This window comes from Psychroflexus planctonicus (genome assembly GCF_014640195.1).
Taxonomy (GTDB): Bacteria; Bacteroidota; Bacteroidia; order Flavobacteriales; family Flavobacteriaceae; genus Psychroflexus; species Psychroflexus planctonicus.
The window spans coordinates 20,830-43,572 of sequence record NZ_BMGM01000011.1 but is presented as its reverse complement, the minus strand read 5'-3'; the positions used below and the strand labels follow the sequence as shown (position 1 = coordinate 43,572).

Below are 22,743 nucleotides of genomic sequence, written 5' to 3'. Positions count from 1 at the left end.
ATTTATTTTTTAATTAGGTTTTTTATTTGTGTAATAATATTTTTAGCTAATTCGTTGGCTTCATCCTGAGATTTTGCTTCAGTATATACTCGAATTATAGGTTCAGTATTAGATTTGCGAAGATGTACCCAGTTTTCTGGAAAATCTATTTTTACTCCATCAATCGTACTTACATCTTCATTTGCATATTGCTTTGCCATCTCTTCTAAAATTGAATCTACATTAATTTGTGGGGTAAGTTCAATTTTCTCTTTAGCCATAAAGTAGGACGGATAGGTTGCGCGTAAAGCAGATACGTTCATGTTTTTTTCAGCTAAATGAGATAAAAATAATGCAACTCCAATTAAGCTGTCTCTACCATAATGTAGTTTAGGATCTATAATGCCACCGTTTCCTTCACCGCCAATAACGGCTTTTACTTTTTTCATTTTGGCTACTACATTTACTTCGCCAACTGCACTTGCATAATATGTGCCACCATGTTTTTCTGTAACATCTCTCAAAGCTCGTGAAGATGAAAGATTGCTTACCGTATTTCCTTTTTCCTTACTTAATACGTAATCGGCAACCGCTACTAAGGTGTATTCTTCACCAAACATTTTCCCGTTTTCGTCCATAAACGCTAAACGGTCTACGTCAGGATCTACAGTAATACCTAAATCTGCTTGATGTTTTTGTACTTCTTTAGATAATTCGGTTAGGTGTTTTGCTAAAGGTTCTGGGTTGTGTGGGAAAATTCCGTTGGGTTCGCAATAAAGCTTAACTACTTCTATGCCTAAGGCTTCTAGAAGTGGAGGAATACTAATTCCTCCTGTTGAATTAACGCCATCAAAAACAACTTTAAATTTTGCCTTTTTTACTTTGTTTACATTTACCAAAGGATGTGCTAAAACTTTTTCGATATGAAAATCGATATAAGCTGAATTGGTCATTACCTTTCCTAAATAATCTACTTCAGCAAAATTGAAATCTTCTTTTTCTGCAGTTCTTAAAATTTCAGCACCTTGTTCTGCATTTAAAAATTCGCCTTTTTGGTTTAATAGCTTAAGGGCGTTCCATTGTTTTGGGTTGTGGCTTGCAGTTAATATTATACCACCTTGCGCTTCTTCATTTGGAACCGCCATTTCTACAGTTGGAGTAGTAGAAAGACCCAAATCTATTATGTTTATTCCCATTCCAACTAAAGTGTTAGACACTAAGTTTTGAATCATTTCACCAGAAATGCGAGCATCTCTACCTAATACTACACTTAATGATTTGGTTTTGGGATGTTCTTTTTGAAGCCAAGTTCCGTAAGCAGCAGCAAATTTAACAGCATCTAGTGGAGTAAGGTTTTCTCCAGGAACGCCGCCTATAGTTCCGCGGATTCCTGAAATAGATTTTATTAAAGTCATAGTTAATTAATTTATGGGCTAATATAAGGTTTCTTATAATTTATAGAAATAGTATACCAATCGGTTTTATTAAATTAGCTTTGTAAAGCATGAATTATCTAGCTCACATCTATCTTTCTGGAGATAATAAAATGATTAAAATTGGCAATTTCATAGGCGATTTTGTCAAGGGCGATCCTACTTCTAAGTTTGATCAAGATATTGTTTATGGTATTTATTTGCACCGAAAGATTGATAGATTTACCGATACAAATGCTGTTGTAAGAAAATGTAGAAGTCTGTTTTTTGATGAATTTAGTCATTATAGCGGGGTGATTACGGATGTGCTTTTTGATTACTTTTTAGCTAAAAATTGGGCAAAATATAGTTCTGTGCCATTGAGCAAATTTGTAGAAGATTTTTATAATTTGTTAGACTTACATATGGAAAAACTTCCGCTTGCCGTACAACGTATGTATCCACATATGGTAAGTGGAAATTGGCTTGTTAATTATCAAAAAATAGAAGGCATAGAACAAATTTTATTTCAGATGAATAAGCGAACTTCAAACAAACCAGAATTACAAAATAGCATTGCTACATTACGGGAAAATCATGATGTGTTAGAAAATTATTTTTTCATTTTCTTTAATGAATTACAAGTATATGTTGAGCAACTTCAAAGTAAACGCCAGGTATAAAAAAGGCTGTTTTAATTAAAACAGCCTTTTTTATAATTTTTAAATGTGCATCTATTCTTCTTCCGGTTCAAGGATGGAAGTATCTAAACCTAAAATTTTCATTGCTTTTTCAGTAACATCATATTCTGGAGAAATATAAATTAAATTGCTACCTTCATTAAAAATTTGAGTAAAATTTTCATCTTCAACAATTACTTCTATTGCATTTCCAATTTTAGTATACAAAGGTCTGAGTAACTCTTCTTGCTTTGCTCGCATTTTTTGCTGTGAGCTTTCTTGCATAGTTTGTATGTCTTCTTCTAAATCAGCAAGCTCATTTTGTTTAAACTTTTTGATCACGTCGTTCATTTCATCTTCATTATCAGTAAACTCAGCAACAAGTTTCTGATATTCTGCATACTTGTCTCTCATTTTTTGGTCTAATTCTGTTCCGTATTTTTTCATCTCGGTTTCTACGCCTTCTAATTCTGGCATTTGAGATAAAATTACGTCGGTATTAATTGTTCCTACTTTAGATTGAGAAAAACCTATTGAAAAGGTAAAAAGTAAAACAGCTAAAAGTATATTCTTCATTGTAAAAAATTTTTTGCAAATAAAAAGATTTTATGTGGTAATGAGAAACATTTCACAAAAATAAAATAAACAGCTTTAAATTGCTCGCTTATTAGTTATTACGCAAGTTAATTATACAAACTTCAATTAAGTATTTCTTTGGCTTATTCCATTTTCGGCAAAAGCCTTAAAATCCTTCATTACTAATTCAGAGCGTTTTTTAAAGATAGTAGGTAAAAGCTTGCTAATTACAATCATAAAGCCACTAAAATTAAATTCACTTTCGCATTTCCAGTAGGTTTGATGGGCATGTACAGCTTCAAAGTAATTTTTTTGAGAACTTGTAAATCCTTTTCCCGAATAGTTTCCGTGCCAATAATTTGGTAAGTCTTTGTCTGTAATTGTTTCAAACATACTTATTTTTTGTCCTTCTAGCTTAATTTTTAATTTTCGTTTCGCTCCAATTTCTCCGCTTTTTCCTTTTAATAATTTGGTTTCTTGTAAACCGCGTTGCCAATCTGGAAGCCTGGTAGTATCTTCAAATAGTGCAATTACATCTTCTCTTGGTAAATCTATATAGATTTCTGTAGTGTACTTCATTTTTAAAGGCTTATCAATCTTTAAGCAAAGTAAGTGCAATTAATAGGCAACGCATTAATTTAGAAGCTTTTTTATAAAAACTTAAACATTGTGTACGTGCTGAATTTTCTTACTTTTGTGCGATTAAAATTTTAGATTTAATGAAAACATTTTATACTTTAATTGCCATGGTTTTTGGTTTTGTGGTTACTGCCCAGAACAATGGAGAAGATGGAATTCTATTAAAAGTGAATAATCGCGAAGTAAACGCAAGTGATTTTGTAAATGTGTACACCAAGAACGCAAACATAATTGCAGATGAAGATAAAATGAGTGTTGATGAATATTTTGAGTTATTCAAAACCTATCAATTAAAACTAGAGGCTGCATTTGAACTTGATTTAGATAAAGATCCCGCTTTTTTAAAAGAATACCAGAAATATTATAAACAATTAGCAGACAATTACATTGCTAATGGCGAAGTAACCGAAACAATGGTAAAAGAAACTTATCAGCGTTTCGAAAACGAAGTGAAAGCAAGTCATATTCTTATTTCTACTAAGCCTAATGCTACTTCAGAACAAATTGAAGCTGCTCAAAAAAAAGCAAAAGAGCTTAAAACAGAATTAGAAAATGGAGCCGATTTTGGAGAGCTAGCAAAAAAACATTCAGACGATCCTTCTGCTAAAGTTAATGGTGGAAACATAGGCTGGTTTAGAGCTTTTAAAATGGTTTATCCTTTTGAAGATGCTGTGTATAACTTAAATGTAAATGAAATTTCTGAGCCTGTTAAAACACAATTTGGTTTTCACATCATTAAAAAAACTGGAGAAAGAAAATCTATCGGTAAGATAAAAATTGCACACATCATGGTGCGTGCACAACAAAAAGATACTACACAAACCCCACAAAGCAGAATTAAAGATATTTATGAAAAAGTTTTAGCTGGTGAGAATTTTCAAGATTTAGCCAAACAGTTTAGCCAAGACGATAACACGGCAGAAAATGGTGGTGTGATGCCCGCTTTTGAATTAGGAGATATCAATTCTCCAATTTTTGAAGAAGAAGCCTTTTCTTTAACCGAAGATGGACAGGTTTCAGCACCTTTTAAAACTCGATTTGGTTGGCACATTATTAAACGTTTAGGAACCGAAGATTTAGAATCTTACGAAGAAAAGAAAAATTTTTTAACTAAAAAAATCAAAACTAGCGAGCGCTCAAAAATGCTCAACAACCGTATTCAAGAAAAAATTGAAAACCAGTACAATGTTTCTCGTAATCAAGACGCTGTGGCTGATTTAGTGGATGTAATTAATGATGATATTTTTAAAAGTCAATGGGAAATTGAAGACGAAACAAGTATTCCAGATGAAGTTTTTTTACAAATAGACTCAACTAGCTTCACTTTAAAAGACCTTGCTAACTATATTGAAAAGCAACAACGCGCAGCTAAAAGTAAAGCTTCAAAAAAAGCCATTGTAGAAGAGTTAGCAGATAAATTCGTTTATGGAAATTTAGTCGAGCATCATAAAAAATACCTACCCGAACTAGATCCGGAGTTTGCAGCATCTATAAACGAGTATAAAAATGGCTTGCTACTTTATGAAGTAATGGAACGAGAAATATGGAATCCAGCAAAAGAAGACAGTATTGCATTAAAAGAATTTTACAATCAAAATGCTTCAAAATATAAAACCGAAGAAGCCATTGAAGTTGAGATAGCTAGTTTTAGCAAAAAAAGAGCTGCTAAAAAGTTTTTAAAATTAGTGAAAAGCGAATCTGATTTTTCTACTAAAGCAAATGCTTCAACAGATGCTATATTTCAAGAAAAAGAAGTAAAAAAGACCACATCACCAGCTATCAGTGAAGATTTGGAGTTGCTTAACGGCATTTCAAAAATATACAAGCACAACGGCCGTTTTCTAATTTATAATATTCACGAAATTAAACCAGTTCGGCAGCTTGAATACAGCGAAGTAAAAGGAAGAGTAATTTCAGATTATCAAAATCAATTAGAAAAAGAGTGGGTTGAAAACCTAAAAGCTAAATTCAATTTAGTTGTAAATGAAGATGAATTGGCAAAAGTGAAAAAGGAATTTGAATAGAAAAAGCGTACATATTTTCTTGATTTTAGGTTCATTTTTTTTAATGAGTTGCTCGTATTTTCAAAAATCAGACAATCGGAAACCTTTAGCTAAAGCAGGAAATGCCTATTTATATGAAGAAGATTTACCTAATTTTTCAACAGAAATTAATTCTAAAGAAGATAGCATTGCAAGCGTTAAACGTTTTGTTGAAAAATGGGCGCTTAAGAATTTATTACTAGATAAAGCAAAATTCAATTTAACAAAAGAAAAACAAGAAGAGTTTAATGAAATGGCCGAGCAATATAGAGTTCAGCTTTATATTAATGCATACAAAGATGCGCTCATCGAAAAAAACTTAAATTACACTACTTCAGAAGAAGATATTCTTGCTTATTATGAAGAGAAAAAACAAAATTTTAAATTGAAAGAAAAATTGCTAAAACTTCGATACTTAGTGATGAAAACAGATTTAAAAGATGTTGATAAAATAAAATCTAGATTTAATAGTTTTACAATTGAAGACCAAGAATACTTGCGAGCCAAAAGCTTGGAGTTTAAACTGCATATGCTAAACGATTCTGTTTGGGTTCGTTTTGAAGATGTACAAAGACAATTGCCTAGTATTCAAGAAGAATTTAGTAAGAAAATAGATAACGAAATACAAAAAACACTAAGCTTTCAAGATTCAATTTTTACTTATTTTATTCATGTAAACGAAATTTTGTCGCCTAACGAAGTACCACCTATTTCTTATTTAAAACCAACTATAGAACAAATTTTAGAAAACAAAAGAAAATTAGAATTAAATAAACAACTTGAAAAAGATATTATTGATGATGCAATTCAAAACAATGACTTTAAAACCTTTTAATTACATCGGTTTTGTACTGTTCTTTTTATTTACACTTCCTGGATTTGCTCAGGTAATTGTAGACGAAAAGGACAACTTGATTAAAGAACAAGACTCGGTTAAAGAAACACCTTTAAAAGTAGAAGCCAAAGACAACAAAGTAAGATTAAAAATTGATGGAGTAGCGGCTGTTGTAGGTAAATATCTGATTATAGATAGCGATATCCAAAAGCTTCAGCTAGATGCAAAACAACAAGATATTCCTGAATCTGAAACGACAAGCTGTAAAATGCTAGAACGTATTATGGATAGCAAACTATTTGCTCATCACGCTATTCAGGATAGTTTAATTGTTTCAGAAGAAATGATTATGTCTAGAACAGAGCAGCAAATAGCTGGTTTAATTGAGCAAGTTGGAACTGAAGAACGTATTCTTGAATTTTACGGAAAAGAAGATATTGATGAAGTTAAAAACGAATTGTACGAGCAAAATTTACAACGTTCTTTAGCTGAAGAAATGCAAGGAAGTATTGTTGACGGAGTGGAAGTAACCCCAGAAGAAACCCGCAACTTTTTTGAATCGATTCCAGAAGACGAAAAACCTTATTTTGGTGATGAAGTTGAAGTAGCGCAAATTGTAATTGAACCTCAAGTAGGAGAAGAACAAATTGAAGCGGTAAAAGCAAGATTAAACGAATTTAGACGAGAAGTTTTAGAAGAAGGAAAAGCCTTTGCCACTCGAGCTGTTTTGTATTCTGAAGATGAAGGATCAAAAAAAACAGGTGGTAAATACACTTTAACCAGAAAAGACCAGTTTGTAAAAGAATTTAAAGATGCCGCATTTAGTTTAAATGAAGGAGAAATAAGTAAGCCTTTTAAAACAGAATTTGGATACCATATTTTGTTAGTAGAAAAAATAAGAGGTCAACAAGTAGACGTACGCCACATTTTGCTTTACCCAGAAGTAACTAAAGAAGCAGTAGATGAAGCAAAAGAGAAAGCTGAAAAAATTAAAGAAGCCATAGAAAATGGAGATGTAGAATTTGCAGAAGCAGCAAGAGAATTTTCTAACGAAAAAGAAACGCGACAAAACGGCGGACAATTAATCAACTCGGCTACTGGAGATAAACGTTTTGAGTTGGCCAAAATGGATACAGAATTGTACTCAAGAATTTACAATCTTGATGAAGGAGAAATCTCCCGCGTTATTAAAGATGAAGATCGATCAGGTAAAAGAAGTTTTAAAATTCTAACGGTAACTAAAAAAATTGAAGAACATCAGGCGGATTTTACAAAAGATTATCCACGGATTAAAGAGTTAGCCCTAAAACAAAAACAATTAAAAGAAATTGAACGCTGGAAAAGCATAAAGGTGAAAGATACCTATGTGAAAATCAACGCTGAATATAAAGAATGTGAATTCGCTAAAAAATGGCTTGAAAATCTACAATAAAATAACTTATGAAAGACGTTGCCCTAATAGATGAACTTGTACAAAAAAACAAAGCGCTTAAAGCTGAAATTGCGAAAGTAATTGTAGGCCAGGAAGCTGTAATAGACCAAGTTTTAAATTCTATTTTTTCTGGCGGACATGCCTTGTTAATAGGTGTGCCAGGTTTAGCAAAAACACTTTTGGTAAATACCATTTCTAAAACTTTAGGCTTAGATTTCAAGCGTATTCAGTTTACGCCAGATTTAATGCCTAGCGATATAGTTGGTTCAGAAATTCTAGACGAGCAACGAAATTTTAAATTTTTAAAAGGACCTGTTTTTTCAAATATTGTTTTAGCAGACGAAATTAATAGAACTCCACCCAAAACTCAAGCTGCCTTATTAGAAGCTATGCAGGAAAAAGCGGTTACAGTTGGTGGTAAAAATTATCCTTTACAAAAACCTTATTTTGTTTTAGCAACTCAAAACCCAATTGAACAAGAAGGAACTTATCCATTGCCTGAAGCACAATTAGACCGTTTTATGTTTGCCGTAAAACTAACCTATCCAAGTTTTCAGGAAGAAGTAGATGTAGTTAAAGCAACTACTCAAGATATTACATATCAAATCAACCCATTATTTACAGGCCAAGATATTTTAAATTATCAGCAGCTTATAAGGCGTATTCCTGTTGCAGATAACGTAATTGAATATGCTGTAAGTTTAGTAGCTAAAACTCGCCCTAATGAAGCTTCAGCAACAGATTTAGTTAAAGAATTTGTAGATTGGGGAGCGGGTCCTAGAGCTTCACAGAATTTAATTATTGGTGCTAAAACACATGCAGCTCTCAACGGAAAATATTCACCAGATATTGAAGATGTAAAAGCAGTTGCTACTGGAATTCTAAGACACCGCATACTCAAAAACTATAAAGCTGAAGCTGAAGGATTAAGCATCGAAGAGATTATTAGTAAACTGCTTTAATTTTTGTATATTTATGAAAAGTAAATTATGAAATATTTAAAATTACTTCTAATATTAGTAATATTGTTAAGTATATCCTGTTCCGACGATGAAAATAATCTAATAAATTTAGATAACTCTTTCGAAATTAATGTGCAAAATATTGGAGCTACATCTGCAGATATAATTTGGGAATTAAACGAAGAGAATATGTTAGATGATACTTATTTTTCATTGTATGTAAACGAAAGTTTAGTCGATGACCAAATTTCAATTAAAGAATATTACTTAGAAAACTTATCTCCTTCTACTGAATACAATATAAGGCTAGAATTCAAAAATATAAACAACAATTTAGTATCAATATCAGATTCATTTACAACACAAAGTAATGGGAAATTTTTATTGACGAAATACTTTTTTGGAGATACGATGATAAACCTAAAATATAATGAAAATGAAAATTTAACTGAAAAACTGTTAGAAACAAATCATTATCATGGGACAGGTTACGTTTATTATTACAATTCGAATGGTAATTTAAGAACAGTTATGAACGCTAGTGGTTACTACGGTTCTGCGCAAATATCTTATTCACCAAATGGACTATTTGATAATATTATCTGGAGGAATGGATTCGATGTTTACTATAAATATGGGTATGATAACTTCACATCAAATTCATACACATTAACAAATAAACATATTAATGAATTTCTAGGTGAAGAGATTTTACAATTTGAAAAAAATGTCGAATATACTTTAGATTATGAAGGTAGGTTGACTAGTACTATTTATACAAATGTAAATACACAAGAAACTAATTCCATATATTTTGATTATTCAGAATCTGGTAACCTTATAGAAATTAGTTATGACGACAATATTTTGAATATTGAATATGATCAAAAAAACAATTTTCACACATACAATCCTTTTCTAGCAGAAAATGCTAATGTTTCTCATTTAGTTGATGTTGGTGGTTTATTGTATTTAGATGAGCCTTTACGTGAAATCTTAAAATTTTTGCCAAATTTGAAATATATTAATAAAAATAATCCTGTTAAATATACTTTAAACGGTACCGAAACCAAGACTTTTGAATATGATTATAACGATATGAATTATCCTACCAGCATTATTGTTAAAGAAGGTGATGAAATTTTATTAAATATTGGTTTAGAATACATTCCAAGCCAACTCAATTAATAAAGTTTGGTTTAATATTACTTAAAGATTTCAAATCAACTTTAAAATTTTGAAGCTAAAGTGATTATAGTAATTTTTTTAGAATTTAAATTGCAATCTCAAAAACCTTACAGAATTAAATTTTCTTGTTATCAATACAAATTATATAAAACCACTCTAAATTACACTTCTTTTTATTTTTAATACGATAGCTTGTCTCTGTAAAATGTCAATTTCGTAAAATATATAATTTAGAATGATGATTCATCAAAATCTTTAAAGAAATAAAGTCTCTTATTTATTAATTTTTAGTTTTTATGATAAATTTAGAGATACTTTAAAAATGCTAGCAATTTTGTATTTTTGTGGTCACTTACAAAAAAATAAATTATATGGCATTTGATATTGATATGATCAAGAAGGTGTACCAACAAATGGACGAGCGTGTAAAAAAAGCACGCGAAGCAGTTGGAACACCATTAACCCTTTCAGAGAAAATTTTATATTCACATTTATGGGATGGAGATCCATCTAAAAAATTAGAACGTGGTAAGGATTACGTGAACTTTGCACCAGATCGTATCGCTTGTCAAGATGCTACTGCTCAAATGGCTCTTTTGCAATTTATGCAAGCTGGTAAAGAACAAGTAGCGGTTCCTACAACTGTTCATTGCGATCACCTTATTCAAGCTAAACAAGGAGCAAAAAAAGATTTAGAACGTGCCAACGAAACTTCTAACGAAGTATTTGATTTTTTAGAGTCAGTTTCCAATAAATATGGAATTGGTTTTTGGCGACCAGGAGCAGGAATTATTCACCAAGTAGTTTTAGAAAATTATGCATTTCCGGGTGGAATGATGATTGGAACAGACTCACATACTGTTAATGCTGGTGGTTTAGGAATGGTTGCAGTTGGAGTAGGAGGAGCAGACGCCGTTGACGTTATGGCAGGAATGCCTTGGGAATTAAAATTTCCAAAACTTATCGGTGTAAAACTTACTGGAAACCCACAAGGTTGGACGGCAGCAAAAGATGTTATTCTTAAAGTGGCGCAAATCTTAACGGTGAAAGGTGGAACCGGTTGTATTGTAGAATATTTTGGTGAAGGCGCTAAAAATTTATCTTGTACAGGAAAAGGAACCATTTGTAATATGGGAGCCGAAATTGGAGCAACCACTTCTACTTTTGGTTATGATGATTCTATGGAACGCTTTTTAAGAGCCACAGATCGTAATGATATTGCAGATGAAGCCAATAAAATTAGAGAACACTTAACTGGAGATCAAGAAGTTTATGATAATCCAGAAAAATACTTTGATCAAGTAATTGAGATAGATCTTTCAACTTTACGTCCACATTTAAACGGACCTTTTACGCCAGACTTGGCAACTCCAGTTGGAGAATTAGGAGAAAAAGCCAAGAAAAACGATTGGCCTATTAAAGTTGATTGGGGTTTAATTGGTTCTTGTACCAATTCTTCTTACGAAGATTTAACCCGAGCAGCTTCTATTGCACAACAAGCGGTAGATAAAAAATTGAAACCAAAATCAGACTTCGGAATCAATCCAGGTTCAGAGCAAATTCGCTTTACAGCAGAACGCGACGGATTATTAAAGGTATTTGAAGATCTTGGTGCAACTATATTTACCAATGCTTGTGGACCGTGTATTGGTCAGTGGGATAGAAGTGACCGTAAAGGAGATGAAAAAAACACCATTGTTCATTCCTTTAACCGAAACTTTTCAAAACGTGCTGATGGAAACCCGAATACACACGCATTTGTGGGTTCACCAGAAATGGTTGCTGCTATTGCAATTTCAGGTCGTCTTGATTTTGACCCAATGAATGATACATTGATCAATGAAGACGGAGAAGAAGTAAAATTAGAAGCTCCAAAAGGAATTGAACTTCCACCATTGGGATTTGATGTAGAAGAAAATGGTTACGTAAAACCAGAAGAAGACGGAAGCCACGTACAAGTAAAAGTTGCCGAAGATTCTAACCGACTTCAATTACTTGAACCTTTTGATCCTTGGGATGGTGAGAATTTAATCGGTGCTAAACTATTGATTAAAGCACACGGAAAATGTACAACAGACCATATTTCTATGGCTGGACCTTGGTTGAAATACCGCGGTCATTTAGATAATATTTCTGATAACTGTTTGATTGGTGCAGTAAACGCTTTTAATAAACAAACCAATTTTGTAAAAAGTCAAATTACAGGTGAGTACGATGCGGTACCTAAAACACAACGTCAATACAAAGCAGAAGGCATTCCAACGGTTGTGGTAGGAGATCACAATTACGGTGAAGGTTCTTCTCGTGAGCATGCTGCTATGGAACCAAGACATCTTGGTGTTCGTGTAGTACTAGTGAAATCTTTTGCTAGAATTCACGAAACTAACTTGAAAAAGCAAGGAATGTTAGGTATCACTTTTCAAAATGAAGACGATTACGATTTGATTCAAGAAGATGATACATTCAACTTTATAGATTTGAAGGATTTTGCTGAAGACAAGCCTTTAACTATTGAAGTTGTTCACGCTGATGGAACAAAAGATACCATTAAAGCTAACCACACCTACAACGAAACACAAATTGGTTGGTATAAAGAAGGTTCAGCTTTAAATATGATTAAAAAAATGAACAAGTAAAATTGTTTTATTTTTAAAGATACAAACCGTTGTTTTTTAAGCAGCGGTTTTTTTATGCAGTAGATTTAAAAATCTTCGAAAGCATTTAAGCCAAATAGAGCAAAATCATATTTCACAGGATCAATTGGGTCTAATTTTCTAAGTTTTTTATCCAATTCTAAAACGGCTTTTGCATCGTTTTGTTTTCGATTTAAAAGCTTCAATTCTCTTGCAATTTTACCTGAATGTACATCTAACGGACAAGAAAGTTTTGCAGGTGAAAGCTTTTCCCAAATTCCAAAGTCAACTCCGTTATGGTCTTTTCTTACCATCCAACGTAAAAACATATTAATGCGTTTACATGCAGAATTTTTCAACGGATTACTAATGTGTTTTTCGGTTCTTGTTTCATGAGGAAGTTCAAAAAACAATTGCTTCAATTTATAAATAGCTGGCATTAAAAATTGTTCATCTTGATGCCTTTCAAAAACAGCTTCTAAACCTCCGTGATTTTGGTAGATATGTTGAAGCGCTTGAAAAAAATAATGTAAATCTGTTGAGTTAAATGTGCGGTGAACAAATTCATATTTAGGCGATTTCAACTTATAATTCATTACAAAATCAAAGGGAGAATTTCCCATGATGGAAAGTAGTTTTTCGCCGTTATTGATAATGCTTTTTCGATTTCCCCAAGCAATAGTAGCGATTAAAAAACCTGAAATTTCAATGTCTTCTTTTAAAGCAAATTTTCTAGGCATTTGTATGGGGTCAGTGCCTATAAATTTAGGTTGGTTGTAAATTTCAGCTTTGCTATCTAGAAAAGTTTTTAATTCCTTAAGATTCAATCTTTTGATTGTGTTTTATTATTTTTCCATCCAACATTTCTAATTTTCGATCAGCCATGTTCGCCAAATCATCATTATGCGTAACAATTACAAAAGTCTGACCAAATTGATCGCGTAAATCAAAAAATAGTTTGTGTAAATGTTCAGCAGAAGCAGAATCTAAATTGCCACTGGGCTCATCTGCAAAAATCACCGAAGGCTCATTAATTAAAGCCCTTGCAACTGCCACACGCTGTTGTTCTCCACCGCTTAACTGGTTGGGCTTATGGTTTTCTCTGCCTGATAAACCTAAAAATGAAAGTAATTCTTTAGCTCTTTTTTCGACTTCTTGTTTGGGTGTTTTTTTGATGAAAGCTGGAATACAACAATTTTCAAGAGCCGTAAATTCCGGTAATAACTGATGAAATTGAAAAATAAATCCAATATGTTCATTTCTAAATGAAGCCAGTTGCTTAGCATTCAATTTAGTTACATGAATGGAATTTATTTCGATAGTTGGATTTGGTTGCTCATCCGCCTTTTCCAAGGTTCCTAATATTTGTAATAAAGTGGTTTTTCCAGCTCCCGAAGCTCCTACAATCGAAACAATTTCACCTTTCTGTATATGTAAATCTACATTATCTAGAACTTGTAGGTCTTTGTAATGCTTATTAATTTGCTGAGCTTTTATCATAAGTAAGCTAATTTAGATTTCGCTAAGGTATAAAATCAATTCCTTTTTTCTGCTGCTAATTATACGTTAAATGAATATTATTTGTTTAATTAATACATAGTTTTGTTCAACAAATATCAAAAATAAATATGGCTTTATCTGAGGCAATTTTAGCAAACGGCTGTTTTTGGTGTACAGAAGCAGTTTTTTTACAATTACAAGGCGTAAAAGAAGTTCATTCAGGCTTTACTGGCGGAACTATTAAAAATCCACCATATAGAGAAGTAGTCATGGGCCGAACAGGTCACGCTGAAGCCATACAGATTTTTTTTGATGAAGATGTAATTTCATACGAACAAATTTTATACGTTTTTTTTGCAACGCATGATCCCACCACGTTAAATAAACAAGGTTACGATGTAGGCACTCAATACAGAAGCGCTATCTTTTATAAAAATGATACGCAAAAACAAATTGCTGAAAACGTAATAACTTCTATAGAAAGTGAAAATGTATATCATAATCCAATTGTTACCGAAGTAACTCCAGCTTCTCCTTTTTATAAAGCAGAAGAAGAACATCAAGATTTTTACCAGCGCAATACTGAATTTAGGTATTGTCAATTAATCATCGAACCTAAATTATCAACTTTACGAAAAAAATTTCAACACTTATTAATTAAAAATAGTTAAGATGTCTTACAAGATACTTGAAGAATACACCCAAGAATATACAGAAGAGATAAAAGATAGTTATTTATCTATTTTACATTCAGTTGGAGAAAACCCAGAACGGGCTGGTATTGTTAAAACACCAGAACGCGCAGCGAAAGCCATGCAATTTTTAACTCAGGGATACGAGATGAATCCGAAAGAAATTTTGCTTTCTGCAATGTTTCCTGAAGAGTATGACGATATGGTTATTGTAAAAGACATCGAGTTGTATTCGCTTTGCGAGCATCACATGCTACCATTCTTCGGAAAAGCACATATTGCTTACATACCAAACGGTCATATTGTTGGATTGAGTAAACTGCCACGAATTGTAGATGTATTTGCCAGACGTTTGCAAGTTCAAGAGCGATTAACGCATGACATTCTAGAATGCATCAATACCACTTTAGAACCAAAAGGAGTGGCTGTGGTAATTGAAGCACACCACATGTGTATGATGATGCGGGGTGTTCAAAAACAAAACTCCGCTACCACTACATCTGGCTTTCGTGGCGAATTTCAGAAAAGTGAAACCAGAAATGAATTTTTAAGGTTAATCGGTAAGTAAATTTCGATTATTTTCAATTCATCTTTTCTATTCAACAGTTCATCCTTTTTTACTATTTAGCACTTAGGCTTTACGTTACTTTCGTTTCATAACTTAAAAAACAGTATGATGAAAACAATGTTATGTATTGCCTTTTTTATGGCTTTTAATTTAGTTCAAAACCCAGTTTCTACCAAAAACACGGGTGAAATGAAATTACAGTTGAGCAATGTGAATGTAAATAACAAAGGAGTGATTTACATTGCTATTTACAACAAAAAACAAGATTTTATGACGCGTAACTTTTTCAAATCTACTAAGGTAGAAGTAGGAGAAGATTCCAGTATTGAACTTGTTTTTGATGCTATTCCTTACAGATTTTATGCTGTTACCGCCTACCACGACATCAATGCTAACCAGCAAATGGACTTCAATGAAAATGGAATGCCAATAGAAGATTACGCCATGTCTGGAACTCCAAATCAAATGGGACCACCCAATTGGGAACAAGTAAAATTTGAATTTAAAGATGAAACGCAAGTTATTAACCTAAATTTCTAGTTAAATACATCTTAACAGAAAACCTACAAATTGCTTTTTACTATTTTAGTCGAAATTTAATTTTTAAAGATGAATAAAATAGGATTATTAATTGCATTTGTAGGTTTTTTCTTATATGCAAATGCACAAGAAAACTTCGTTGTTTCAGAACATTATAACAAACAAGAAGTGCAGATTGAAATGCGTGACGGTATTAAATTACACACCACGATTTACTCTCCAAAAGATAAAACCAAAGCATATCCAATTTTACTTCAAAGAACGCCTTACAGCAGTCGTCCGTATGGTGAAAATCAATTTAGAAGAAACATCGGGCCAAGCCAAACTTTAATGAAAGAAGGTAATATTATTGTTTATCAAGATGTACGTGGTCGCTGGATGAGTGAAGGTGTTTACGACAATATGCGCGCCTACATTCCCAATAAAAAGAAAAAACAAACCGATGAAGCTTCAGATACTTTCGATACTATAGATTGGTTAGTAAAAAATGTAAACAATAATAATGGTAAAGTAGGAACTTGGGGAATTTCTTACCCAGGACATTACGCAGCCATGTCGGTTTTATCAGATCATCCTGCTCTCAAAGCCGCTTCACCACAAGCTCCAATTGGCGATTTTTATTTTGACGATTTTCATCACAATGGCGCTTACTTATTGAGTTATTGGATAGCTACATCAGTTTTTGGTTATATGAAAGATGAACCCACAGCTTCATCTTGGTACAACATTCCAGATATCGGCACAAAAGATCCCTATCAATTTTTTATGGATATTGGTCCATTGAGTAATTTAGATGAATACTATAAGGAAGACAATGTGTTTTGGCAACAACTGAAAGAACACCCAGATTATGATGAATTTTGGCAAAAACGCGGATTAATTCAACATATGAAAAACGTAAAACCAGCTGTGATGACGGTAGGTGGTTTATTTGATGCTGAAGATTTATATGGTCCATTTGAAATTTATAAAAGCTTAGAAAAAAACAGCGAGAACTTCAATATGATGGTTTTTGGTCCTTGGAGTCATGGAGATTGGGCCAGATTGAGTAAAAGTCAATCGGTAGGGAATATTTATTTTGGCGATGACCTTTCGCAGTATTATCAAGAAGAAGTGGAAGCCAAATTTTTCAATCATTTCCTAAAAGATGAAGGTGAAATGGATTTGCCAGAAGCACTTGTTTTTGATACCGGTTCTAACTCTTGGGATGAATATGAAAATTGGCCGCCGGCCAAAGCAGAAGAAGTTACTTTTTATTTAGGTGAAAATCAAAATTTAAGCAAAACAGCTTCAACAGAAACCTACCAAGAATTTGTGAGTGATATTACTAAACCGGTTCCATTTACAGAAGACATTAAAGTCACTTTTACGCCAAGAAAGTACATGACAGACGATCAGCGTTTTGCGGCTCGCAGACCAGATGTAATGGTGTATGAAACGGAAGTTTTAGAAGAAGACATGAAATTGTCTGGTGAAATTTTAGCTTCATTACAAGTAGCTACCACAGGAACCGATGCCGATTGGATTGTAAAAGTAATTGATGTGCACCCACACGATGCAGAAGATACAGAAAGCATGCAAGACCATTTGAGCATGAGCAATTACCACATGATGGTAAGAAGTGAAGTAATACGTGGCAAATACCGAAATACTTTTGATAAACCAGAAGCCTTTCAACCGAATACCAAAACGCAAGTAGATTTAACTTTGCAAGACATTAACCATACCTTCAAAAAAGGACATAAATTACAAATTCAAGTACAAAGCACTTGGTTTCCGTATGTAGATAGAAACCCGCAAACCTTTGTTGAAAATATTTTTGAAGCCAAAGAAGAAGACTACAAAACACAGACACATCGGGTGTATAACGACTCATTTATCCAATTTCAGGTGTTAAATGAATAAGCGAAAACGTTTTCGTATTGATAACTTTTTGAATAAATAGTAATTTAAGAATCATATTATCAATAATTTTAGGCAAACTTAAAAATATATTATGATGAAAAAATTACTACTTATTTTATTATGTTTCACTTTTGGCTTTACACAAGCTCAGGAAATAGGCATTGTGGGTCCAGCGGCCGATGGTTGGCCAAGTGACGAAAACCCAACAGATATCATGTTGACTAACAATGGTGATGGAACTTACAGTATAGATGCGTTAACGCTTTCTACTGGTCCAGCTAAATTTAGAGAAGACCAAGCTTGGGATGTTAGTTATGGTGGAGACAATTTTCCTTCTGGATCGATTACAGGTGGAGATATTCCAGTGCAAGCTGGAGTTTACGACATTGTTCTGGATTTGAATAACGATACTTATACATTTACAGATGTAGGTACATTTGAAGAAATTTCTGTTACGGGAAGTGCTTTAAGTGAAGCTATCGACCTTTCTACTGCTGATGGCGAAAATTATGAAGCTTCTGTAAATCAGTTTGTAGATGGAACAGTTACTTTTGAAAGTTCAAATGGAGATGTCTATGGAAGCGACGATTTTCCTTCTGGTACATTGGTATTGAACGGAAATCCTATAGCTGTTACAGCAGGTTACTATGAAGTTGAATTCAATTTAACCACTCTAGATTTTTCATTTAACATTCCAGATGTTGGTTTAGTTGGGCCTGGTGTTTCAGAATGGCCTGGAGACAACCCAACACCAGATGTGTTAATGACTTCTACAGATGGGAATATTTACACACTAAGCTCTCAAGAATTTTTTGATGACGAAGTAAAATTCAGACAAAATCAAAGTTGGAATACCAACTGGGGTGGTACTGGTTTTCCATCGGGTGACTTAGTTTTTAATGGTTCTGATAATATTAATGCAGAAGCCGGAATTTACGATGTTACTTTTGATCGTGAAAATTCAAGTTATATGTTTGTAACTTTATCTACAGTTAATGCAGAATTTAATGCATTGAAAGTATATCCAAATCCTTCAAAAGGAAACTGGAACATACAAACTGGAAACGCCGATGTAAAAACGCTTTCTGTATTTACAATTTCTGGTAAATTAATCAAAGAAATGAATGTAAGCCAGCAAAACGAAATTGAAATTAATACGGCTAACTTGGGTTCAGGAATGTATATGATTAAGCTATTAACCAATTCAGGAAATACCAAAACCCTTAAATTGATTAAACAATAGCATTAAATAAAACTTGTTGAAAAAAGCTGTCTTCTGGACAGCTTTTTTTATTAAATTCAATTTAAAAATTAATGCTTAACTTTAAATTCTAAATTAATTGTTATGCAAAAATTTTATGTATCCTTACTAATTTTGTTTAGTTTTTTAGCTTCTCACTCTCAAGATATGTTCATAGCAGGTTCGGCAATTCCATCTTGGTGGACTAATCCAGATCCAATACCAAATATAAGCCTAATTGATAATGGCGATGGAACCTATTATAAATTAGGGCTTGAATTATTAGATGGGAATCTTCGATTTTATGAAGAGCAAGATATAGATATAAATTATGGTGGAACGGCCTTTCCAAGTGGAGAACTTGCTGAATCTGATATTATAATTGAAGAAGGATTTTATGACTTGTATGTAGACATGAATACCAATACTTACTATTTCGAATCTTATCCGCAAGTTTCATTTAATACCTTTAATACCAGCAATCCTATAGGTTTTAAACTGAATACTACAGATTACGAAGTTTTTAATTATCCCGTAACGCAATTTTATGATGCTTTGGGTTGGTTTTCAGTAAATATTCATCCATATATAATGGAAAATGATATTTATGGCGGTGATATCTTTCCAAGTGGAAATTTGATTTTTAATACTCAACCTGTGGAAGTTGAATCAGGTTTTTATGAAGTTACCTTTGATCATGAAAACTTGACATTTTCTTTTGATATTCCTGAAATTAGTATTGTGGGTTCAGCTTTAAATGAAACTTCTACCGATGAAAATTCAACTCCTGAAATTGCAATGTCTTCTTCAAACGGAGCAATTTATATGCTAAGTAGTATTGAACTTCAACCTGGAGAATTGAAATTTAGACAAAACCAAAGTTGGGAAACCAATTGGGGTGGAAGCACATTTCCTACGGGAGATTTAGACTTAGATTCAGCAGATTATATTGTTGTTGATGAAGCAGGTTTTTACGATGTTACTTTCGATCGTGAAAATTCTTCCTATATGTTTGTGACTTTGTCTACAGAAAATATTGAATTTAGTGATTTAAAAGTATATCCAAATCCTTCAAAAGGAAACTGGAACATACAAACTGGAAACGCTGATGTAAAAACGCTTTCTGTATTTACAATTTCTGGTAAATTAATCAAAGAAATGAATGTAAGTCAGCAAAACGAAATTGAAATTAATACGGCTAATTTGGGTTCAGGAATGTATATGCTTAAGATATTAACCAATTCAGGAAATACCAAAACCCTAAAATTGATTAAGCAGTAAGTGAGCTATTTTTAAGTATAAAAAAAAGCCATCCTGATTATACAATCAGGATGGCTTTTTTATTTTAAATCTACTAAATTAGTAGTTTAAGTTTACCATTAAGGTAAATTCATCGTAGATGGTTTTGTCTCCTAAGTTGTCAAAAAAGCTTCCAGAACCATACTTGATATCGTATTTAGTTCTATCAATTTTAACGGTAGTAGTTGCTTTTCCATCTTTCATATCCAAATCGAATGCAATAGGATTTGACTTGCCTTTAATGGTCAAGGTTCCTGAAACACCATAAGTATTTCCTTTCTTGGCTACCGTGTTAATTACAAACTTTGAAGTTTTGTATTTATCTACACCAAAGAAATCATCAGAATTTAAATGTCCTTCTAATTTTGCTTTGTTGTCACCTTCTAAGTCAGTTACATTTATTGTAGTCATATCTACTACAAATTCTCCACCAACTAATTCTTTTCCATCCATCAGGAAGAAACCTTCTTTCATATCGATAGTTCCGTCGTGTGAGCCGGTTAATTTTTCACCTTCCCATTTCACTTGGCTATCTTTAATATTTACTTTCTCTTGTGCTTGTACGTTAGAAAATCCAAGTACTGCGATAACTGCTGTGGCAACTAAGCCTTTTAATCCATTCATGTTCATAAGTGTTTAATTTAATTATTATTGTTATTTGTGTTTATATTCTGGTAAATAATTCTTCTTTAGATTTTCTTACTTTGTCCGCATGCTGTAAACCGTCATCTTTATGTCGGAAACCTACAGTTGCAATTACAGCTGTTGCTCTGTTTTTTTGGTTAAGACCTAAAATATCGTCAAACTGACTTGGGTCAAATCCTTCCATAGGGCAAACATCTATTTGGTAATGCGCTGCAGCCGATAATAAATTTCCCAATGCAATATAAGCTTGCTTCTTTGCCCATTCTGTTTTATTTTCATCAGATTGGCTTATAACTGCATTCATGATTATATCTTTCATGCCGCTTAAATCTTCTTTTTTCATATTTCTTGTTTCCACAATATTATCGATATAATCATTTAAATATGCTTCATCTATTTTGGTGATGGCTGTAAAAACAAGTAAATAAGATGCATCCAAAATTTGTGGTTGCTGAAAAGCTGCAGGATGTAATTTTTTTCTGGTTTCTTCATCTTTAATTACATACACTTCGTATGGTTGTAAACCGTAAGAAGATGCAGAAAGACGAATTGCTTCTAAAAGTTTCTCTAAATCTTTTTCAGCTAATTCTTTATTGGTATCAAATTTCTTAGTGGCGTATCTCCACTTTAGCTGGTCTAAATAATCTACATTTGTCATAGTTATGCTCTTAATTGGGTTAATAAATTGCTTAAATTTTCGAGTTCTTCTTTATTCATAGATTGTGTAATCTCAATTTCTCTATCTTCAACAGAAAGATTTACTTTATCTAAAAAAGAAATACCGTTTTGCGTAATGTATATTTCAACTTTGCGTTTATTGGTTTCGCAAATTTGTTTTTCTACTAAGCCTTTTTTAATCAGCTTATCCACGAGTCTTGTGGTATTACTATTTTTGGCGATCATTCTTTCTTGTATAGTAGAAAGGTTTGTGGCTTTGCCTTCACGCCCTTTTAAAATTCTTAAAACATTAAATTGTTGTGTTGAAATGTCAAAGGGTTTTAATACAGAATTCATTTCATCTGTAATCCAGTTACTTGTATAAATTGTATTTATTAATGCACGTTTATACAAGGGTAATTTTTTTTTAGTCTGTATTTGTTCTTCGATTTTCATTACAACTATTGTAGGTACAAATGTATACTATTGTATATACAACAATCATATTGTTATGTTAATTTTCTTCTTATGAAAACATTAAGTAATTGTAGTATAATTTAGTATTTTTGTAAAAAATATGTACATGAAAAACTTAGATAATAAGGAGTGGAAACAAGGTTTTGAAAGTAATTCTAATTCAGAAATTATTGATGTTAGAACTCCTAGCGAATTTGCAGAAGGTTATATTCCAAATGCAAAGCTCATAAACATACAAAACCCAAGTGAATTTACTTCTAGTGTAGAACAACTTGATAAAGACAAATCTTACTACATTTATTGCCGTTCAGGAAGGCGTAGTGAAATGGCTTGTCAGGTAATGGAAAACATGGGTTTTAAAGATGTAAATAATTTAGCAACTGGCATAATAGAGTGGGATGGAAGTATTGAAAAGTAAAGTATATTTAGTTCTCTTATTTTGTTTGACTGTTTTTATTACATCTTGTAATTTAGGTAATCAGCAAGTAGAAGTAATAACATCTGATGAAATGGAAATGCTTTTGCTTTCCGATAGTGTTCAGCTAATAGATGTACGCTCTTTTGAAGACTTTCAAGATAAGCATTTAAAAGGCGCACAAAGTATTGTTTTTGATGCTGACTTTGAAGAAAATATATTAAAGCTTGATAAATCTAAACCTGTTGCCGTGTATTGCAGAACGGGGAGAAGAAGTAAAGAATGTAGCCAAGTTTTAAAAGAACAAGGTTTTTCTAAAATTTACGAATTAGAAGGCGGGCTTGAAAAATGGGAACACGACGATTTGTTGATTTTAAAATCTGATGAGGTGAACCTTGAAATGTAATCACTCATATTGATTTAATAA

General features: G+C 32.6%; 23 protein-coding genes. 15 read left to right on the top strand and 8 right to left on the bottom strand.

Annotation, left to right across the window (positions count from 1 at the left end; translation table 11 throughout):
• Positions 1–2: 2 nt before the first annotated feature.
• Positions 3–1,394 carry a phosphoglucosamine mutase gene (glmM, locus tag IEV72_RS11665; RefSeq protein ID WP_188459300.1) on the bottom strand — a complete coding sequence of 464 codons (1,392 nt, stop codon included), beginning with the start codon at positions 1,392–1,394 and terminating at the stop codon, positions 3–5.
• An 89-nt stretch (positions 1,395–1,483) separates the two neighbouring features.
• Here glmM and IEV72_RS11660 point away from each other — a divergent pair, with 89 nt between their 5' ends.
• Positions 1,484–2,074, top strand: a complete 591-nt coding sequence (locus tag IEV72_RS11660; RefSeq protein WP_188459299.1) for an acyl carrier protein phosphodiesterase — start codon at positions 1,484–1,486, stop codon at positions 2,072–2,074.
• 51 nt (positions 2,075–2,125) lie between these two features.
• On the opposite strand, the gene IEV72_RS11655 is transcribed toward IEV72_RS11660, so the two are convergent.
• On the bottom strand, positions 2,126–2,647 hold the full coding sequence (locus IEV72_RS11655; RefSeq protein ID WP_188459298.1) for an OmpH/Skp family outer membrane protein: 522 nt from the start codon (positions 2,645–2,647) through the stop codon (positions 2,126–2,128).
• A 126-nt stretch (positions 2,648–2,773) separates the two neighbouring features.
• The gene (locus tag IEV72_RS11650; RefSeq protein ID WP_188459297.1) at positions 2,774–3,226 is read right to left on the bottom strand and encodes an SRPBCC family protein; all 453 of its coding nucleotides are present in this window, start codon (positions 3,224–3,226) and stop codon (positions 2,774–2,776) included.
• Positions 3,227–3,366: 140 nt separating this feature from the next.
• Between IEV72_RS11650 and IEV72_RS11645 the strand changes: the two genes are divergently transcribed.
• The 6 genes from IEV72_RS11645 (at position 3,367) to IEV72_RS11620 (ending at position 12,381) form a co-directional block, all read left to right on the top strand.
• Positions 3,367–5,310 (top strand): peptidylprolyl isomerase, encoded by a 1,944-nt coding sequence (locus tag IEV72_RS11645; protein ID WP_188459296.1) that lies wholly within the window; start codon positions 3,367–3,369, stop codon positions 5,308–5,310.
• A complete protein-coding gene (locus tag IEV72_RS11640) occupies positions 5,303–6,163 on the top strand; it encodes a peptidyl-prolyl cis-trans isomerase (RefSeq protein ID WP_188459295.1) in 861 nt (286 codons plus the stop codon). Before IEV72_RS11645 ends, IEV72_RS11640 begins: the two co-directional genes overlap by 8 nt.
• Positions 6,108–7,595, top strand: coding sequence for a peptidylprolyl isomerase (locus IEV72_RS11635; RefSeq protein WP_229731899.1), 1,488 nt, complete (start codon positions 6,108–6,110; stop codon positions 7,593–7,595). The genes IEV72_RS11640 and IEV72_RS11635 overlap by 56 nt, the downstream gene beginning before the upstream one ends.
• Positions 7,596–7,603: 8 nt before the next feature.
• A complete protein-coding gene (locus IEV72_RS11630; protein ID WP_188459294.1) occupies positions 7,604–8,557 on the top strand; it encodes an AAA family ATPase in 954 nt (317 codons plus the stop codon).
• Between the two features lie 27 nt (positions 8,558–8,584).
• Positions 8,585–9,745: a hypothetical protein gene (locus IEV72_RS11625; protein ID WP_188459293.1), complete on the top strand. Its 1,161-nt coding sequence runs from the start codon at positions 8,585–8,587 to the stop codon at positions 9,743–9,745.
• Positions 9,746–10,116: 371 nt separating this feature from the next.
• On the top strand, positions 10,117–12,381 hold the full coding sequence (locus tag IEV72_RS11620; RefSeq protein ID WP_188459292.1) for an aconitate hydratase: 2,265 nt from the start codon (positions 10,117–10,119) through the stop codon (positions 12,379–12,381).
• Between the two features lie 65 nt (positions 12,382–12,446).
• On the opposite strand, the gene IEV72_RS11615 is transcribed toward IEV72_RS11620, so the two are convergent.
• A complete protein-coding gene (locus IEV72_RS11615) occupies positions 12,447–13,205 on the bottom strand; it encodes a TIGR02757 family protein (RefSeq protein WP_188459291.1) in 759 nt (252 codons plus the stop codon).
• Entirely contained in the window at positions 13,195–13,878 is a 684-nt protein-coding gene (locus IEV72_RS11610; RefSeq protein ID WP_188459290.1) for an ABC transporter ATP-binding protein, read from the bottom strand. Before IEV72_RS11610 ends, IEV72_RS11615 begins: the two co-directional genes overlap by 11 nt.
• A gap of 128 nt (positions 13,879–14,006) precedes the next feature.
• Here IEV72_RS11610 and msrA point away from each other — a divergent pair, with 128 nt between their 5' ends.
• The 6 genes from msrA (at position 14,007) to IEV72_RS11580 (ending at position 20,104) form a co-directional block, all read left to right on the top strand.
• The gene (gene msrA / locus IEV72_RS11605; protein WP_188459289.1) at positions 14,007–14,549 is read left to right on the top strand and encodes a peptide-methionine (S)-S-oxide reductase MsrA; all 543 of its coding nucleotides are present in this window, start codon (positions 14,007–14,009) and stop codon (positions 14,547–14,549) included.
• Between the two features lies 1 nt (position 14,550).
• Positions 14,551–15,138: a GTP cyclohydrolase I FolE gene (gene folE, locus IEV72_RS11600; RefSeq protein ID WP_188459288.1), complete on the top strand. Its 588-nt coding sequence runs from the start codon at positions 14,551–14,553 to the stop codon at positions 15,136–15,138.
• A gap of 105 nt (positions 15,139–15,243) precedes the next feature.
• The gene (locus tag IEV72_RS11595) at positions 15,244–15,678 is read left to right on the top strand and encodes a DUF2141 domain-containing protein (protein WP_194428403.1); all 435 of its coding nucleotides are present in this window, start codon (positions 15,244–15,246) and stop codon (positions 15,676–15,678) included.
• Between the two features lie 69 nt (positions 15,679–15,747).
• Positions 15,748–17,583 carry a CocE/NonD family hydrolase gene (locus IEV72_RS11590; RefSeq protein WP_188459286.1) on the top strand — a complete coding sequence of 612 codons (1,836 nt, stop codon included), beginning with the start codon at positions 15,748–15,750 and terminating at the stop codon, positions 17,581–17,583.
• 94 nt (positions 17,584–17,677) lie between these two features.
• A complete protein-coding gene (locus IEV72_RS11585) occupies positions 17,678–18,826 on the top strand; it encodes a T9SS type A sorting domain-containing protein (RefSeq protein ID WP_188459285.1) in 1,149 nt (382 codons plus the stop codon).
• Positions 18,827–18,928: 102 nt separating this feature from the next.
• Positions 18,929–20,104: a T9SS type A sorting domain-containing protein gene (locus IEV72_RS11580; RefSeq protein WP_188459284.1), complete on the top strand. Its 1,176-nt coding sequence runs from the start codon at positions 18,929–18,931 to the stop codon at positions 20,102–20,104.
• Between the two features lie 78 nt (positions 20,105–20,182).
• Here the strand turns inward: IEV72_RS11580 and IEV72_RS11575 are convergent, their stop codons facing one another.
• From IEV72_RS11575 to IEV72_RS11565, 3 genes are read right to left on the bottom strand one after another with little or no spacing between them, the layout of a single operon-like run.
• Positions 20,183–20,746 carry a YceI family protein gene (locus tag IEV72_RS11575; RefSeq protein ID WP_308420177.1) on the bottom strand — a complete coding sequence of 188 codons (564 nt, stop codon included), beginning with the start codon at positions 20,744–20,746 and terminating at the stop codon, positions 20,183–20,185.
• 40 nt (positions 20,747–20,786) lie between these two features.
• The gene (locus tag IEV72_RS11570) at positions 20,787–21,425 is read right to left on the bottom strand and encodes an NAD(P)H-dependent oxidoreductase (protein WP_188459282.1); all 639 of its coding nucleotides are present in this window, start codon (positions 21,423–21,425) and stop codon (positions 20,787–20,789) included.
• A 2-nt stretch (positions 21,426–21,427) separates the two neighbouring features.
• Entirely contained in the window at positions 21,428–21,880 is a 453-nt protein-coding gene (locus tag IEV72_RS11565) for a MarR family winged helix-turn-helix transcriptional regulator (protein WP_188459281.1), read from the bottom strand.
• 127 nt (positions 21,881–22,007) lie between these two features.
• On the opposite strand from IEV72_RS11565, the gene IEV72_RS11560 reads away from it, so the two are divergent.
• Together IEV72_RS11560 and IEV72_RS11555 are read left to right on the top strand one after the other, a co-directional pair.
• Positions 22,008–22,319 carry a rhodanese-like domain-containing protein gene (locus IEV72_RS11560; protein WP_188459280.1) on the top strand — a complete coding sequence of 104 codons (312 nt, stop codon included), beginning with the start codon at positions 22,008–22,010 and terminating at the stop codon, positions 22,317–22,319.
• Positions 22,300–22,722, top strand: coding sequence for a rhodanese-like domain-containing protein (locus IEV72_RS11555; RefSeq protein ID WP_188459279.1), 423 nt, complete (start codon positions 22,300–22,302; stop codon positions 22,720–22,722). Before IEV72_RS11560 ends, IEV72_RS11555 begins: the two co-directional genes overlap by 20 nt.
• Positions 22,723–22,743 lie beyond the last annotated feature (21 nt).

Bases quoted from the DNA above. Each gene is read 5' to 3' on its own strand.
- glmM (WP_188459300.1), bottom strand. From the start codon at position 1,394: ATGACTTTAATAAAATCTATTTCAGGAATCCGCGGAACTATAGGCGGC.
- IEV72_RS11660 (WP_188459299.1), top strand. From the start codon at position 1,484: ATGAATTATCTAGCTCACATCTATCTTTCTGGAGATAATAAAATGATT.
- IEV72_RS11655 (WP_188459298.1), bottom strand. From the start codon at position 2,647: ATGAAGAATATACTTTTAGCTGTTTTACTTTTTACCTTTTCAATAGGT.
- IEV72_RS11650 (WP_188459297.1), bottom strand. From the start codon at position 3,226: ATGAAGTACACTACAGAAATCTATATAGATTTACCAAGAGAAGATGTA.
- IEV72_RS11645 (WP_188459296.1), top strand. From the start codon at position 3,367: ATGAAAACATTTTATACTTTAATTGCCATGGTTTTTGGTTTTGTGGTT.
- IEV72_RS11630 (WP_188459294.1), top strand. From the start codon at position 7,604: ATGAAAGACGTTGCCCTAATAGATGAACTTGTACAAAAAAACAAAGCG.
- IEV72_RS11625 (WP_188459293.1), top strand. From the start codon at position 8,585: ATGAAATATTTAAAATTACTTCTAATATTAGTAATATTGTTAAGTATA.
- IEV72_RS11620 (WP_188459292.1), top strand. From the start codon at position 10,117: ATGGCATTTGATATTGATATGATCAAGAAGGTGTACCAACAAATGGAC.
- IEV72_RS11610 (WP_188459290.1), bottom strand. From the start codon at position 13,878: ATGATAAAAGCTCAGCAAATTAATAAGCATTACAAAGACCTACAAGTT.
- msrA (WP_188459289.1), top strand. From the start codon at position 14,007: ATGGCTTTATCTGAGGCAATTTTAGCAAACGGCTGTTTTTGGTGTACA.
- folE (WP_188459288.1), top strand. From the start codon at position 14,551: ATGTCTTACAAGATACTTGAAGAATACACCCAAGAATATACAGAAGAG.
- IEV72_RS11595 (WP_194428403.1), top strand. From the start codon at position 15,244: ATGATGAAAACAATGTTATGTATTGCCTTTTTTATGGCTTTTAATTTA.
- IEV72_RS11590 (WP_188459286.1), top strand. From the start codon at position 15,748: ATGAATAAAATAGGATTATTAATTGCATTTGTAGGTTTTTTCTTATAT.
- IEV72_RS11585 (WP_188459285.1), top strand. From the start codon at position 17,678: ATGAAAAAATTACTACTTATTTTATTATGTTTCACTTTTGGCTTTACA.
- IEV72_RS11580 (WP_188459284.1), top strand. From the start codon at position 18,929: ATGCAAAAATTTTATGTATCCTTACTAATTTTGTTTAGTTTTTTAGCT.
- IEV72_RS11575 (WP_308420177.1), bottom strand. From the start codon at position 20,746: ATGAATGGATTAAAAGGCTTAGTTGCCACAGCAGTTATCGCAGTACTT.
- IEV72_RS11570 (WP_188459282.1), bottom strand. From the start codon at position 21,425: ATGACAAATGTAGATTATTTAGACCAGCTAAAGTGGAGATACGCCACT.
- IEV72_RS11565 (WP_188459281.1), bottom strand. From the start codon at position 21,880: ATGAAAATCGAAGAACAAATACAGACTAAAAAAAAATTACCCTTGTAT.
- IEV72_RS11560 (WP_188459280.1), top strand. From the start codon at position 22,008: ATGAAAAACTTAGATAATAAGGAGTGGAAACAAGGTTTTGAAAGTAAT.
- IEV72_RS11555 (WP_188459279.1), top strand. From the start codon at position 22,300: ATGGAAGTATTGAAAAGTAAAGTATATTTAGTTCTCTTATTTTGTTTG.